General features: G+C 67.5%; 16 protein-coding genes. 2 read left to right on the top strand and 14 right to left on the bottom strand.

Annotated elements, in window-relative coordinates; translation table 11 throughout:
- Positions 1-19 precede the first annotated feature (19 nt).
- From C5B97_RS13605 to C5B97_RS13595, 3 genes are all read right to left on the bottom strand, one after another.
- Positions 20-241, bottom strand: coding sequence for a hypothetical protein (locus C5B97_RS13605; protein WP_104312507.1), 222 nt, complete (start codon positions 239-241; stop codon positions 20-22).
- Positions 238-546: an ATP-dependent DNA ligase gene (locus C5B97_RS13600; RefSeq protein ID WP_104253917.1), complete on the bottom strand. Its 309-nt coding sequence runs from the start codon at positions 544-546 to the stop codon at positions 238-240. Before C5B97_RS13600 ends, C5B97_RS13605 begins: the two co-directional genes overlap by 4 nt.
- 86 nt (positions 547-632) lie before the next feature.
- The gene (locus C5B97_RS13595) at positions 633-992 is read right to left on the bottom strand and encodes a hypothetical protein (RefSeq protein WP_104312506.1); all 360 of its coding nucleotides are present in this window, start codon (positions 990-992) and stop codon (positions 633-635) included.
- A gap of 197 nt (positions 993-1,189) precedes the next feature.
- Between C5B97_RS13595 and C5B97_RS13590 the strand changes: the two genes are divergently transcribed.
- Positions 1,190-1,639: a DUF805 domain-containing protein gene (locus C5B97_RS13590; RefSeq protein WP_104312505.1), complete on the top strand. Its 450-nt coding sequence runs from the start codon at positions 1,190-1,192 to the stop codon at positions 1,637-1,639.
- 80 nt (positions 1,640-1,719) lie between these two features.
- Here C5B97_RS13590 and C5B97_RS13585 read toward each other — a convergent pair whose 3' ends face one another.
- The 5 genes from C5B97_RS13585 to C5B97_RS13565 form a co-directional block, all read right to left on the bottom strand.
- Positions 1,720-2,193: a MarR family winged helix-turn-helix transcriptional regulator gene (locus tag C5B97_RS13585; RefSeq protein WP_181027011.1), complete on the bottom strand. Its 474-nt coding sequence runs from the start codon at positions 2,191-2,193 to the stop codon at positions 1,720-1,722.
- A 10-nt stretch (positions 2,194-2,203) separates the two neighbouring features.
- Complete coding sequence (locus tag C5B97_RS13580) at positions 2,204-3,862, bottom strand: MDR family MFS transporter (protein ID WP_104312503.1); 1,659 nt, start codon at positions 3,860-3,862, stop codon at positions 2,204-2,206.
- Between the two features lie 189 nt (positions 3,863-4,051).
- Positions 4,052-4,255, bottom strand: a complete 204-nt coding sequence (locus C5B97_RS13575) for a CsbD family protein (protein WP_104312502.1) — start codon at positions 4,253-4,255, stop codon at positions 4,052-4,054.
- A gap of 90 nt (positions 4,256-4,345) precedes the next feature.
- Positions 4,346-4,747 carry a GntR family transcriptional regulator gene (locus C5B97_RS13570; RefSeq protein ID WP_104312501.1) on the bottom strand — a complete coding sequence of 134 codons (402 nt, stop codon included), beginning with the start codon at positions 4,745-4,747 and terminating at the stop codon, positions 4,346-4,348.
- Positions 4,744-5,451 carry a hypothetical protein gene (locus C5B97_RS13565; protein ID WP_104312500.1) on the bottom strand — a complete coding sequence of 236 codons (708 nt, stop codon included), beginning with the start codon at positions 5,449-5,451 and terminating at the stop codon, positions 4,744-4,746. The genes C5B97_RS13570 and C5B97_RS13565 overlap by 4 nt, the downstream gene beginning before the upstream one ends.
- A 102-nt stretch (positions 5,452-5,553) precedes the next feature.
- On the opposite strand from C5B97_RS13565, the gene C5B97_RS13560 reads away from it, so the two are divergent.
- Positions 5,554-6,183, top strand: coding sequence for a DNA-directed RNA polymerase subunit beta (locus tag C5B97_RS13560; RefSeq protein ID WP_104312499.1), 630 nt, complete (start codon positions 5,554-5,556; stop codon positions 6,181-6,183).
- Positions 6,184-6,864: 681 nt separating this feature from the next.
- Here C5B97_RS13560 and pstB read toward each other — a convergent pair.
- From pstB to C5B97_RS13530, 6 genes are all read right to left on the bottom strand, one after another.
- Positions 6,865-7,644 carry a phosphate ABC transporter ATP-binding protein PstB gene (gene pstB, locus C5B97_RS13555; protein WP_104241957.1) on the bottom strand — a complete coding sequence of 260 codons (780 nt, stop codon included), beginning with the start codon at positions 7,642-7,644 and terminating at the stop codon, positions 6,865-6,867.
- 47 nt (positions 7,645-7,691) lie between these two features.
- Entirely contained in the window at positions 7,692-8,804 is a 1,113-nt protein-coding gene (gene pstA, locus C5B97_RS13550; RefSeq protein ID WP_104312498.1) for a phosphate ABC transporter permease PstA, read from the bottom strand.
- Positions 8,804-9,793, bottom strand: a complete 990-nt coding sequence (gene pstC, locus C5B97_RS13545) for a phosphate ABC transporter permease subunit PstC (RefSeq protein WP_104312497.1) — start codon at positions 9,791-9,793, stop codon at positions 8,804-8,806. Before pstC ends, pstA begins: the two co-directional genes overlap by 1 nt.
- A 124-nt stretch (positions 9,794-9,917) precedes the next feature.
- The gene (locus tag C5B97_RS13540) at positions 9,918-11,012 is read right to left on the bottom strand and encodes a phosphate ABC transporter substrate-binding protein PstS (RefSeq protein WP_104312496.1); all 1,095 of its coding nucleotides are present in this window, start codon (positions 11,010-11,012) and stop codon (positions 9,918-9,920) included.
- Between the two features lie 147 nt (positions 11,013-11,159).
- The gene (locus tag C5B97_RS13535; protein WP_104312495.1) at positions 11,160-12,242 is read right to left on the bottom strand and encodes a phosphate ABC transporter substrate-binding protein PstS; all 1,083 of its coding nucleotides are present in this window, start codon (positions 12,240-12,242) and stop codon (positions 11,160-11,162) included.
- A gap of 147 nt (positions 12,243-12,389) precedes the next feature.
- Complete coding sequence (locus C5B97_RS13530; protein WP_104312494.1) at positions 12,390-13,349, bottom strand: NUDIX hydrolase; 960 nt, start codon at positions 13,347-13,349, stop codon at positions 12,390-12,392.
- Between the last annotated feature and the right edge of the window lie 2 nt (positions 13,350-13,351).

Raw genomic sequence — 13,351 nt, 5'->3', positions numbered from 1 at the left:
GAACCAGGCGCGAGGCGGGTCAGTCGCCCGGGTTCGGCTCCACGACGACGAGGCCGATGCCAGGGCCGACCAGCAGGTTCGCCGGCTCGAGGCGTCCTTCACCGCGGTCCCCGCGCACCCAGAACCACTCTCCGCTCGCGACGCGGGCAAGGATCTCGGCCTGGAACGTCCCGATGTCGTCCACGAGCTTCGAGAACGTCTCCCCCTGGTAGAGGAGCTCGATCCTGGTCTGTCCGTTCATGACGCCCTCTCTGCGGGTTCAGCGATCACGGCCAGGCCGGCCTGCGAATTGGCGCCCTGCACCAGCGCCTCAACCCACGATCGGTTGATGTGCACCTGCCGACTGCCGAGGAATTTGAAGCGGATGGGGACAGCCGGGTGCATCCAGACGGTACTGCGACCGTCGCCACCTGCGTTGTTGTCCTTCCAGCTGAAGAAGAACGACTCGCCGCGGCGCAGCTTCGTGCCGATTGCGAGCTGGAGGTGCGCAAGCAGGCGATCCTCGAAGTCGACTGTGACCTCGGAGTTGTAGATGAACTTCCCCACGCTGAACCCTGCTTTCTGGTCTGTCGCGCATTGTGTGCGCCGTCCATTATCACTGTCTCGGAGCTGACGTTTCGCCAGCTCGGCGTCTAGAGCTCGTCGAGCCAGTCGGGATGCGGCACGCGCGGGTCGTTCGACGACCCCTCTTCGACGAGCGCCTCCGGTGCCCCGTGCTCTTCGGCGAGCTCGGCACGGAGTCTCTGGAAGGTCGCGAGCGCCTCGCCGTCGTCGAACTCCGGGACCTCGGAAGTGACCGTCTCGGTCGCGATCTGGCTCGACGGCCCGACCAGCACGGAGAGCATGTTGTCCGAGCCGTCGGCGTGGCGTACCGGGATCTCGACGATTCCGGCCTGATGGACAGCGGCAAGCGCCGCCGCATACTCGACCAGCTCTTTCGCGATCCTCGTGCTCGTGAAGTAGACGCCACCTGCGTAGTGAAGTTGGTCCATCGTTTCCCCAGACGATCGCGTGCGTGCAGAATTCCCCGAGTCTCGCAGGCCCAGTTGGGTGCGTTTGGAGTATTGCCTTCTGAACCGTTGTATGAAGCGGCGGCATCTGTTTCCCGAATGGAAACGCGAAATGAGGCTCCGTAACGCTACGCTCAGTGCAAATCCCACGCCTTGGCAGTGCCTGATTGGAGTCCCTGATGTCTACCCCTCAGCTCGACGCCCCGCTCTACCCACCGCTCTACGGAGCCAGCTTCGGTCAGGCGGTGAAGCGGTTCTTCAAGAAGTACGCCGTCTTCTCCGGTCGGGCCAGCCGCAGCGAGTACTGGTGGTGGATTCTCTTCGGCGTCATCGTCAACGCCGTGTTCTTCCTCATCGGCTCTCTCGCCGGCGGGCCGGGCACCATGGATTCCTCCGGCCAGTTCACCGGTGCCAGCGGTGGCTACACGGCCGTGTCGGTCGTGCAGTCGCTCTGGGGCCTCGCGACGCTCATCCCGGGGCTCGCGCTGCTCTTCCGCCGCCTGCACGACACGAACCGCTCCGGCTGGTGGTGGCTGCTCCTCTTCATCCCGCTCATCGGCGCGATCGTCATCCTCGTGTTCGTGATCAGCGACTCGCGCCCCGAGGGCGCCCGCTTCGACCGCCAGTAGCACTGGCCGCCGAACGACCGAACCGCCACCCTCGATCGAGGGTGGCGGTTGCGTCGGTCAGCGGGCTCGGTTCGTGAGCGTCACGACTCCGGGGTGACGGCCTCGGCGACCGCACCGAAGCGGCCGAGGAGACCCGAGAAGACACGCAGCTCCTCTGGCGTCCAGTCCCGCAGCACAGCGTGCAGGCGGTGGCGGTTGCGGGCACGCACCTCCGTGACCCGTTCGACGGCGAACGGCGTCGGCGTCAGAATGCGCGCCCGCCCGTCGTTCGGGTCCGACCCGACCGTCAGCAGCTCGAACTCCTCGAGCATCCGCACCTGTCGACTCATGACGCTCTTGTCGACGGCGAGCTGCTCGCCGAGCATGCCGGCGTGCGCCGTTCCGTGCTGCACCAGTGCGGAGAGGATCTTGTAGCCGATCGGCTGCAGTGACGGGTGCACTGCGACGGCCGACTCGCTCCACGTGGTGCGGACACGGCGGTAGAAGGTGCCGAGCTCCGTCTCCACCGAGGCGATCGCCTCCGCGAAGTCGGCGTCGTCTGGGGACTCTGGCATGGTCGCCATCTTAGGTGCGGTCCGCCCGCCGCCCCGAGTCGCCGAGGATCGGGATGGCGCCGGTGCGGGGGATGCCGACCACGGCCTCGGCGACCTCCACGAGGTCCTCCGATGCCGACTCTGCACCCGCGTGTCCGCTGGGGTTCTCCTCACCCTTCGCGCGCTGCACCGCGTTCTGCGTGCCGAGCTGCGCGTTCGGGAGGAACGAGACCGCGACGAGGGTCACGATCGCGAGCGGCAGTGCTGCGAGGAAGATCGCACCGACCGAGGTGCCGTAGGCGTCCTCGACGAGGATCCGCAGCCACTCGGGGAGCGTCGCGAGCTGCGGGATGCTGCCGCCCGCGAGCGACTGCGCCGCAACCGCCTGCTGCTCAGGTGGCAGCGCCCGCACGCTCGTGGAGATCGTGTCCGCCACGACCGTTCCGAGGATCGACCCCATGACGGAGACGCCGATCGTGCCGCCGAGGCTGCGGAAGAACGTGACCGCGCTCGTCGCGACGCCCATGTTCTTGACCTCGGCCTTGTTCTGCACGACGAGCACGAGGTTCTGCATGACCATGCCGACGCCGGCGCCGAGCGCGAACATCGAGAGGCCAACGTAGAGGTACGGCGTGTCGTAGTGAAGGCGGCTCAGCAGGAAGAGGCCGACGACCATGAGCGCGCTGCCCGTGACGACGAACGCCTTCCACTTCCCGCGACGGCTGATGAGGTTTCCCACGATGGTCGAGGCGACGAGGAGGCCCGCCATCATCGGGATCGTGAGGATGCCCGACTCGGTCGGGGTCGCCCCTCGCGCGAGCTGCATGTACTGGCTGAGGAAGACGCTGGTGCCGAACATGGCGACGCCAACCGAGACGCTCGCGATCACCGCGAGGGTGAAGGTGCGGTCGCGGAAGAGCGTGAGCGGGATGAGCGGCTCCTTGACGCGCAGCTCGACGAGGACCGCGATGACGAGCAGCAGCACGCCGCCGCCGGCCATGAGCCAGGAGGGGAGCGAGTTCCACTCGAACTGCGAACCCGCGAGGGTCACCCAGATGAGCAGCAGCGAGACGCCGCTCGAGATGAGCACGATGCCGAAGTAGTCGATGCTGACCTTGCGCTTCTTGGGCTTCGGCAGGTGCAGTGTGACCTGCAGCAGGATGAGCGCCACGACCGCGAAGGGGAGCCCCACGAAGAAGTTCCAGCGCCATCCGAACGCGTCGGTGATGACGCCGCCGAGCAGGGGGCCGCCGACCGTGGCGAGCGCCATGACGGCACCGAAGAAGCCGGCGTAGCGGCCGCGCTCGCGGGGGCTGAGGATGTCGGCCATGACGATCTGGCTGAGCGCGCCGAGGCCACCGGCGCCGAGGCCCTGGAACACGCGCATCGTGATGAGCATGGACGTGTCCTGCGCGAAGCCGGCGATCGCCGAGCTGACGACGAAGATGACCAGCGAGATCTGCAGGAGCAGCTTGCGGTTCGTGAGGTCGGCGAGCTTGCCCCAGATGGGGGTTGAGACGGTCGTCGCGAGGAGGGTCGCGGTCACCACCCAGGTGAACGCGCTCTGGTCGCCCTTGAGGTCGCTGATGATGAGCGGCAGGGACGTGCTCACGACGGTCGACGCGAGCATCGACACGAACATGCCGAGCATCAGGCCGGAGAGGGCCTGGAGCACCTGGCGGCGGCTCATGCCGGATTCGGTGAGCGCTGCTGCTGGCTTGGTGCTGGGTCTGGGGTTCTTGCTAGACGACATCGACGCGGGGCCTCCTGATAGTTGACGACGGTCAACCATACATAGATGGTTGACCGCAGTCAACTACCAGAAAGGGCCCCGCGAACGGGGCCCTGATCCTGCGTGCTGCTGACTGCGGCGCTGTGCTTAGTCGATCTTGCGCTTGAGGTTGTCCAGGCCTTCCTTGGCGCCGTCCTTGACGTCCTCGACCTTGTCCTTGAACCCGGCCTTCGCCTGGTCGGACCGGCCTTCGGCCTTCAGCTCCTCGTTGCCGGAGACCGCTCCAGCGGCTTCCTTCGCGCGTCCGCCGAGGTCTTCTGACTTGTTCTCAATTCGATCGTCGATTCCCATGTGGGGATGCTCTCAGGCCAACTTGAGCGCCGCCTGTGGCGACGCATGACCCGGACGCTCCACGGATCGGGGTGCGGTCCCGCGGGCGCCTCAAGCCCCCTGGTGGCGTTCGGTCTGCCCGGACAGCGCCTCGAAGACGGCAGCAACGGCCTCGTCGTCGCCCACCCCCAGCTCGCGTGCCTCGACGGCAAACGCCCGCGCCGCTGCCGTGAGCCGCACATCCCCGTTCCGGCTGTTCGCCGTCACGAAGGTGCCGGCGCGCCCACGGCCCTCGACGACGCCCTGTTCCTCGAGGGCCGTGTAGCACTTCGCGACGGTGCCCGGTGCAACACCGAGGGTCTCGGCGAGGGAGCGCACAGGGGGCAGCCGCTCGCCGGGTTGGAGGTCACCGCGCTCGACGGCAAGGATGATCGCATCACGAAGCTGCCTGCCCGGCGCCTTCGACGAGTCACCCCCGATCGCGAGGTGCTCGAAGAAGTCACCGGTACTCATGCGCGAGGTCGCTTGCCTGGGCTCGTGTACTCGTCGATCGCAGTCTCCGAGCCGAGCGAGATCTCCTCGTCGTCATCCGGCTCGACGAGGTCATCGAACATCGCGGCACTCACGGCCTCGTCGTGCTTCTTCGCACGCTGCGGGCCGAAACCGAGCCACTTGCGAGTCGGGTAGTGGAGCTTCTCACGCCGCCACCACAGCGTCGCGAGCACCAGCGTCGCGATACTCGGCACCAGCGCCAGCCACGCTCCGTAGGCGATCGGGTACTGGCCGTTCGCCGCATCCACACGCAGCGTCGCGAAGACGAACAGGAACAGGATGCCGAGCGTCGCGAGGGCGGCGTAGGCCTGGAGGATCTTGGCCGAGATCACCGCGACACCGGAGATCCGCAGGATCAGCACCACGACGAGGCCGAGCAGGGGAATGGTCGGGACGAGCCCGAACAGGAAGGTGCCGAACCAGTTGTAGCCGAGCGCCTCGTCCATCTGGCTGAGGCCGGTGCCCGCCAGGAACAGCTGCCAGCCGTTCAGGGTCGGGGCGATGCGGTTGAGGGGGATCTCGGAGTTCCACCAGGGGAAGAACATCACCACGAGCAGCAGGGCCGCCAGGACGCCGAACGCGATCTGCTTGGGGCGGTAGGCCGGGTACGACGACATCGCCGCCGTGTCCTCGACCAGCGAATCGTCGTCCTGCGCAGTAGCCATGCCCCCAGCCTACGAGGCAGGTTCGCAATCGTGGCTCCGAACGCGCAGACTGGATGCGGCCCCTCACGAGGCCGAACGGTCTCAGGCGGCGAGAGGGGCAGCATGACGGAACGACACCACAGGCCCGTGCGCGTGCCATCGCAGGCGTTCGAAGCGCTCATCGGCGCCGATGACCCCGCGGCGGTGAGCCGCGTCGCCCACGATACGGCGAGGGCACTGCTGCAGCGGGCGCGCGGAGAGGGCGACCAGGCCGTCGTCGCGCGTCTCGTCGCCTACGCCGACGAGCACGGCATCGATGAGATCGCCGAGCTCTGGGCCGGCGCCAGCTCGCGGTCGCTGCCTGGCGCACTGTGGCGTCTCTACCTGCTGCGCCAGGCCGTGCGCGCGAACCCCGCGGAGACGAGCTACCTCTTCCGCCGCGGCTACGAGGTCGACCGCTCGATCAGCTCCGTCGTCGCAGGAGCCGCCACGCCGACCGGCCCAGAAGAGGTCGTCGCCCTCGCGGACGTCATCCTGCACGGTGCCTTCTCCGGAGACTTCGCGCTCGCGCTCGAGCGAGCCGCCGCGTTCTGCCGCGTCATGTCACAGGGCGCGACGAGTCTCGCGAAAGACGAGGAAGGGCCAGCGCCCGCTCGAGCCAGGCAATCGACGCGTCGTGCCGTCCGCTACCTGGAGATGGGCGACGACCTGCACGCCTCCGCCGGCATGTGGCGCCTCGACACCCTCGACTGAGCCGCGGCACGCCGCATCCCGCCCGCGTACCCGCTGCCCGCCGCTTCGCTTGCTTGCGCACCCGCTTCGCCCGCGACTTCGCCCAGAGGGCTGCCAAAGCAGCTCCGTGACCCCCCTTTGGGGCAAGTCGCGTGCCGAGCGGGCGTTCGAGCGAGCCTCTGCGACGAGCCGAGTGCAGCACGACGTCGGATGTGTTCGCGGAGAGCCGATCCGGCTTCCGGAGCGCCCGAGGTTCGGTAAACTCGACGTCGCCGGGCCGCAGTAACCCCGGGCTCCAATATTCGCCGCTGCGAGCGGCCTTCCGCCGAGAGGCGTTCCTGCGGCCTGGCTTTTCTCTTCCCTGCGGCCGCGCCCCGCATCCGTCGTCTCGGGATGGAAACCTCGCATCGTTGCGGGAAGTTCTCCAGCACGAAGTGAGAATCCCACCCCGAGTCGCCGAGTCGCCGCGTCGCCGCCTCGCCGCCTCGCCTCGACGGCCGCGTCGCCGCCGCGCGGTCCATCCGTCGTTTCGAGATGGGTTTCGCGCTTCGGGATGCGTTGCAACCCATCTGCATGCGTGGAACCCATCTCGACTCGGGGAGATCGAGGAGTGGCCCCGCGCGCGACGACGGGGCCGACGCAGCGCGCGACGAAGGCCCCGGCGAGATCGCCGGGGCCTTCGTCGTGATCGGGGAGTGCGGTCTAGCCGAAGCGGCCCGACACGTAGTCCTCCGTCGCCTGGACGGACGGGTTCTCGAAGATCGTCTTCGTCGTGTCGTACTCGATGAGCTTGCCCGGCATCCCGGTTCCGGCGATGTTGAAGAACGCCGTCTTGTCAGAGACGCGCGACGCCTGCTGCATGTTGTGGGTCACGATGACGATCGTGTACTCGGTCTTGAGGTCCTCAATGAGGTCCTCGATCGCGAGCGTCGAAATCGGGTCGAGGGCAGAGCAGGGCTCGTCCATGAGCAGCACGTCGGGGGAGACGGCGATGGCGCGGGCGATGCAGAGACGCTGCTGCTGTCCGCCGGAGAGGCCGGAGCCGGGGAGGTCGAGGCGGTCCTTGACCTCCTTCCACAGGTTGGCACCCTGCAGCGACTTCTCGACGAGGGCGTCGGCGTCGCTCTTGGAGATCTTCGTGTTGTTGAGCTTCACGCCGGCGAGCACGTTCTCACGGATCGACATCGTCGGGAACGGGTTCGGGCGCTGGAAGACCATGCCGACCTGACGGCGCACGAGGACGGGGTCGACGCCGGGGCCGTAGAGGTTGTTGCCGTCGATGAGGACCTCGCCGTCGACCCATGCCTTCGGGATGACCTCGTGCATGCGGTTGAGCGTGCGGAGGAACGTCGACTTGCCGCAGCCGGATGGGCCGATGAAGGCGGTGACGCTGCGGGGCTCGATCACCATGGAGACGTCTTCGACGGCCTTGAACTTGTCGTAGTAGACGTTGAGGTCGTTGACTTCGATGCGCTTGGACACTGTGTTTCCCTAACTTCCTGGCTGGTCGGCCTGGTCAGTCTGACCGGTTAGCCCTTGGGGGCGAAGAGCTTGGTGATCATGCGTGCGACGAGGTTGAGCAGCATGACGATGATGAGGAGGACGAGTGCGCCTGTCCAGGCGAGGTTGAGCATGTTCTCGGCCCCGGCTCCGACCTGCTGCGTGTAGGAGCGGTAGACGAAGACGGGGAGGCTCATCATGGCGCCCTGCGTCATGTTGTAGTTCATGTAGATGTTGAAGCCGGCGGCGATGAGCAGCGGCGCGCTCTCGCCGATGACGCGGGAGATGGCGAGCATGACGCCAGTCGTGATGCCGGCGAGCGCGGTGGGGAGCACGACCTTGGAGATCGTGAGCCACTTCGGCACGCCGAGCGCGTAGGAGGCTTCGCGGAGCTCGTTCGGGACGAGGCGGATCATCTCCTCCGAGGAGCGCACGACGGTCGGGATCATGAGCACGGTGAGGGCGATGGAGCCCGCGAGTCCCGTTCGCACGTTGGTGAGCGGGATGCCGAGCGTCTGCAGGATGAGCATGATCATCGTGTAGGCGAACAGACCCGCGACGATCGAGGGGACACCCGTCATGACATCCACGAAGAAGTTGATGGCCTTGGAGAGGCGGCCCTTGCCGTACTCGACGAGGTAGATCGAGGTGAAGAGTCCGATCGGCACCGAGATGAGGGTCGCGACGAGGGTGATGAGGAGGGTTCCGACGATGGCGTGGATGCCACCGCCGCCTTCCGTCACGACGCCGACCATCGAGGAGGTGAAGAACGTCATGTCGAAGCGGGCGAGGCCGTTCGCGACGAGGGTGAAGAGCAGGGAGAGCAGCGGCACGAGGGCGAGCACGAACGCGGCGGTGACGAGCGAGGTGACGAAGCGGTTCGTGGCCTGGCGGGGGCCCTCGATGATGCGGGCGATGATCCACTGGCCGGCGATGTAGAAGATCGCGCCGAGGACGGCGAAGCCGGTCCAGTTGAACTCGCCGCCGCCTGCCGCGAGGAGCAGGGTGATCACTGCGGAGAGCGCGAAGCCGCCGACGAGGATCGCGTACGGGCCCCACTTTGGGAGGCGTCCGTGCGTGAGCGGGTTGATCATCTCGGGAGCCGACTGGTTCTGGGTTGGTTTCTGCAGTGTTGAGGTCATCAGTTGGCTCCTGAGAATTCCTTGCGGCGGCTCACGATCCATCGTGCGAGGGAGTTCACGAGGAGGGTGATGGCGAAGAGCACGAGACCGGATGCGATGAGCACGTTGATGTCGAGGTTCGACGCTTCCGGGAAGGAGAGGGCGATGTTGGCGGCGATCGTCGACGGGTTGGTGTTCGACGTCAGCTGGAAGGTGATCACGCCGGTCGCGGAGAGGACCATGGCGACGGCCATCGTCTCGCCGAGGGCGCGGCCGAGGCCGAGCATGACGGAGGAGACCATCCCGCCGCGTGCGAAGGGCAGGACGGCCATCTTGACCATCTCCCAGCGCGTCGCGCCGAGGGCGAGCGATGCCTCTTCGTGGAGCCGCGGCGTCTGGAGGAAGACTTCGCGGGTGAGGGCGGTGACGATGGGGAGCACCATGACGGCGAGCACGATGGCGGCCGTCAGGATTGTGCGGCCCGTTGCCGAGACTTGGCCCTGGAAGAAGGGGAGCCAGGAGAGGTTCTCGTTGAGCCAGACGTAGAACGGCTGCACGAACGGACCGAGCACGGTTGCACCCCAGAGGCCGAAGACGACCGAGGGAACTGCGGCGAGCAGGTCGATGACGTAGCCGAGGGGGGCGGCGAGCTTGCGCGACGCGTAGTGCGTGATGAAGAGCGCGACGCCGATGGCGACGGGGACTGCCATGAGCAGCGCGAGCAGCGAAGCCCAGAGCGTTCCGAAGATGAGCGGCAGCACGTACCAGAAGAAGTTGCCTTCGGCCTCCGGGTCGGCGAGGTTGCTCGCGCCGGCGACGAAGTGGCTGTTCTCGACCGCGTCGGGGAAGAAGGCCGGGAGTCCCTGGAAGAGCAGGAAGAAGAACACGGCGGCGAGGATCGCGAGGATGAGCGATCCGGAGAACGTCGAGAGGAAGCTGAAGACGCGGTCGCCAGGACGCGACTTGGCCTTCACCGTTGTGCCCGCATCTGGGGCGAGTTCTGCAGTCATCTGCTGAGGGTTTCCCTACGTCATTTGGGTGGAGCGGGGCGAGGAGCTGAAGAGAGCCGAATCGCCCGGTGCCATGCTTTCACAGCACGGCACCGGGCTGAAACGGAACTTCAGTCCGCGCTGACTACTTGATGGCGTCGACTGCTGCCTGTGCCTGGGTGCGGAGGTCGTCCGAGATGGGCGCGGAGCCTGCGTTCTCGGCCGCCGCATCCTGCGCCTCGGGGCTGATGACGTAGTCGAAGTACGCCTTGACGTTGGCTCCGACGGCCGGGTCCGTGTACTCGGCGCAGCCGATGAGGTACGAGACGAGGACGATCGGGTAGACGCCTTCGGCCGAGCGGTCGAGCTCGAACGAGAGGTCGGTCGCTGCGCGGCCTTCCTCGAGCGTGGAGTTGTCGACGACGGCGGCTGCCGCCTCGGGGGAGAGCTCGACGAACTCGGAGCCCGTCTGGATGGCTGCCGTGCTGAGGTCGCCGGCTGCGGATGCGTCGAGGTAGCCGATGGTGCCGTTGCCGGAGGTCAGCGCCTGCTGGACGCCGGGGGTCTCCTGCGCGCCTTCGCCGCCTTCGATGGGCCAGTCGTCGCTGTCCTCGAAGGTCCACACGTCGGGGGCTGCCTCGACGAGGTAGGACGTGAAGTTGCCCGTCGTGCCCGAGGTGTCGGAGCGGTGGACCGGCGTGATGGCGAGGTCGGGGAACGTGACGCCGGCGTTGAGCGCGGCGATCTCGGGGGCGTTCCAGTTGGTGATCTCGCCCTTGAAGATCTTGGCGAGGGTCGCGGGGTCGAGGTTGAGCGTGTCGACGCCCTCGACGTTGAACGCGACGGCGATGGGGGAGATGTAGGCGGGGATCTCGACGAGGTCGGTGCCGTCGACGCAGTTGCCGAAGCCGCCTGCTTCGATCTCTTCCATCTTGAACGCGCGGTCGGAGCCGATGAAGGCCGACGTGCCGTTCGTGAAGTCGGTGCGGCCGGCGCCGGAGCCGCCACCCGCGTAGTTGATCTGGATGCCGGGCTGGACAGCCTGGAAGCCAGCGATCCACGAGGTCTGGGCGGTGCCCTGCGACGATGCGCCCGACGCGGCGAGGGTGCCCGTGAGTGCGTCTGCGCCGTCTGCGGATCCCGGTGCTGCTGCGGGAGTCTCGTTGCCAGCGCAGGCAGCAAGCGTGAGTGCGGCGATTGCGGCCATGGCGACCGATGCGCCTACTCGCGTGAACTTCATGGAGTTTCCCTTCGGGGACAGGTGACATTCCGTTGGATCAGTTGCGATCCGTCGGTGACGCTATGCGCGAAGGGTGACGAGACGGGGCGGGGAAAGTGAACGGGGGGTGAACGGGCTGGGAATGCGCGCAGATTTCACCCGCATCCGCTACTTCATCTGCTCCAGGACGGGCTCGATCTGCGCGCGGAGGGTGGCGGAGATGGGCGCGGATCCGGCAGCCTCTGCCGATGCCGCCTGCCCCTCCTCGCTCACGACGTAGCTGAAGTAGGCCTTCGCGTTGGTGCCCTCGTCGGCGTCTGCGTACTCGGCGCAGCCGATGAGGTAGGAGACGAGCACGATCGGGTAGACGCCCGGCGTCGTGCGGTTGAGCTCGAAGGCGAGGTCGGTCGCGGCGCGCCCTGCTTCGATCGTCGAGTTGTCGACGACGGCCGCGGCGGCTTCGGGGGAGAAGGGCACGTACTCGCCGCCCGTCTCGACGGAGGCGGTCGTGAGGCCGTCGGCTGCGGACGCATCCATGTACCCGATCGTGCCGTTGGCGCGGAGCGCCTGCTGCATGCCGGCGCTCTCCTGGGCCGCCTCGCCGCTCTCGACCGGCCACTCGTCGACTTCGCCGTAGCTCCAGGCGTCGCCTGCCGCCTCGTCGAGGTAGGCGGTGAAGTTGCCGGTCGTCCCGGACTTGTCCGAGCGGTGCACGGGGGTGATGGCCAGCGACGGCAAGGCGGCGTCCGGGTTCAGGGACGCGATCTCCGGCGCATCCCACGAGTCGATGTCTCCGGCGAAGATTCCGGCGATCGTCGCCGCGTCGAGGCGCAGCTCGTCGACGCCGTCGAGCGCGAACGCCACGGCGATGGGGGAGATGTAGGCGGGGATCTCCACGAGGTCGCTGCCGTCTGCGCACGTCCGGAACGGGCCCTCCTCGATCTCCTCGAGGTCGAAGGCGCGGTCGGAGCCGATGAAGGCGGAGGTGCCGTTCTGGAAGTCCGAACGGCCGGCACCGGAGCCGCCACCCGCGTAGTTCACTCGAACGTCGGGCTCGATGGGGTAGAAGCCTGCGATCCACGCCGTCTGCGCGACGCCCTGCGAGGAGGCGCCCGACGCGCTCAGCACGCCGGACAGGTGCTGCGAGCGGGGGTCCTTGCTGACCGAGATCTCGTTGAGCGCGCATCCGCTCGTCGCCAGAACGGTGGTTGCGAGGAGCGCCAGGGCGGCGAGTGCTCGGGAGTGGTGCATCGAGTTCCTTCTGCCATCAGGTGTCAGGCGATCCCAGGACCCACGGGGACCGACTACGGGCCTGAATCAGTATGGACGAGAAGTGGACGGGACGTGACGCGCGGGTGAACGGATCGGCACCCGCACGGGCGGATCCGACGGCGGGGGTCAGGTGATCGGACCGTGCGTCTCGGCGGCGACGACGCCCGCCCTCGGGTGATTGACGGGCACGTGGATGACGGAGCACTCACCGGTCGAGAGCATGGCGTGCCGCGCGAGCGAGCTCGGGCGCGTCGCGGTGTACAGCGCGATGGAGCGGACGATGGCGGGCATGACCGGTGAGTGACTGCAGATCACGGTGCTGCGGCGCTTGGCGATGAGCTTCCGGACGACCTCGTCGAGCTCCTCCTCGTCTCGCGTGTACGAGCCCTGAGCGATGCTGCGCTCGACCTGCGGCGTCAGCCCGAGGAGCGAGCTGATGGGAGCGACCGTCGAGCGGCAGCGGACGGCGTTCGAGGTGATGACGGCCTCCGGTCCGAAGGCCCGGAGGATGGGCACGACCGTCTCCGCCTGCTCGAGACCGCGGGCGGTTATCGGCCGGGAGTCGTCGTCGCCAGGCCACGACTGCGGGGGCACGGCCGTCGCGTGGCGCAGCACGAGGATCGCGAAGGTCCGGTGCAGGCCACGGCGGTACCGGTCGGCGAAGACCTCGAGCAGCTCGCGGTCCCTGTCGTAGCTGAGGAGCTTCTTGGCCTTCTTCAGGGAGACCCACTCGATGGCGTCGACCTCGTCGTTCGGCTCGAAGACGTGCGCCTCGAAGGATGCCTCGTCGACCTCGGCCGTCCAGTAGTGCACCTCTTTCGGTCGGCCGTTCGGCATGACGTACTCGATGTACCCGAGCGGCGCGCCGAGCTTCGCCTCGTATCCGGTCTCCTCCTCGACCTCGCGCGCGGCGGTCTCCGGCAGCGTCTCGCCGGGGTCCACCTTGCCCTTGGGCAGCGAGTAGTCGCCGTGGCGCCCACGATGGATGACCAGCACCTTGAGCTTGTCGTCTGCGATGTCTTCATGCCACAGCACAGCGCCTGCCGCGTAGACGGTGCGCGAGGCGGCAGGGGAGTCGATCGTCATCC

The organism is Pseudoclavibacter sp. RFBB5 (assembly GCF_002931555.1).
In the GTDB taxonomy this organism is placed as follows: domain Bacteria; phylum Actinomycetota; class Actinomycetes; order Actinomycetales; family Microbacteriaceae; genus Pseudoclavibacter.
The sequence above is the reverse complement of the archived record's forward strand: the minus strand, read 5'-3'. Positions and strand labels throughout refer to the sequence as shown.

Bases quoted from the DNA above. Each gene is read 5' to 3' on its own strand.
- C5B97_RS13605 (WP_104312507.1), bottom strand. From the start codon at position 241: ATGAACGGACAGACCAGGATCGAGCTCCTCTACCAGGGGGAGACGTTC.
- C5B97_RS13595 (WP_104312506.1), bottom strand. From the start codon at position 992: ATGGACCAACTTCACTACGCAGGTGGCGTCTACTTCACGAGCACGAGG.
- C5B97_RS13590 (WP_104312505.1), top strand. From the start codon at position 1,190: ATGTCTACCCCTCAGCTCGACGCCCCGCTCTACCCACCGCTCTACGGA.
- C5B97_RS13585 (WP_181027011.1), bottom strand. From the start codon at position 2,193: ATGCCAGAGTCCCCAGACGACGCCGACTTCGCGGAGGCGATCGCCTCG.
- C5B97_RS13580 (WP_104312503.1), bottom strand. From the start codon at position 3,862: ATGAGCCGCCGCCAGGTGCTCCAGGCCCTCTCCGGCCTGATGCTCGGC.
- C5B97_RS13575 (WP_104312502.1), bottom strand. From the start codon at position 4,255: ATGGGAATCGACGATCGAATTGAGAACAAGTCAGAAGACCTCGGCGGA.
- C5B97_RS13570 (WP_104312501.1), bottom strand. From the start codon at position 4,747: ATGAGTACCGGTGACTTCTTCGAGCACCTCGCGATCGGGGGTGACTCG.
- C5B97_RS13565 (WP_104312500.1), bottom strand. From the start codon at position 5,451: ATGGCTACTGCGCAGGACGACGATTCGCTGGTCGAGGACACGGCGGCG.
- C5B97_RS13560 (WP_104312499.1), top strand. From the start codon at position 5,554: ATGACGGAACGACACCACAGGCCCGTGCGCGTGCCATCGCAGGCGTTC.
- pstA (WP_104312498.1), bottom strand. From the start codon at position 8,804: ATGACCTCAACACTGCAGAAACCAACCCAGAACCAGTCGGCTCCCGAG.
- pstC (WP_104312497.1), bottom strand. From the start codon at position 9,793: ATGACTGCAGAACTCGCCCCAGATGCGGGCACAACGGTGAAGGCCAAG.
- C5B97_RS13540 (WP_104312496.1), bottom strand. From the start codon at position 11,012: ATGAAGTTCACGCGAGTAGGCGCATCGGTCGCCATGGCCGCAATCGCC.
- C5B97_RS13535 (WP_104312495.1), bottom strand. From the start codon at position 12,242: ATGCACCACTCCCGAGCACTCGCCGCCCTGGCGCTCCTCGCAACCACC.
- C5B97_RS13530 (WP_104312494.1), bottom strand. From the start codon at position 13,349: ATGACGATCGACTCCCCTGCCGCCTCGCGCACCGTCTACGCGGCAGGC.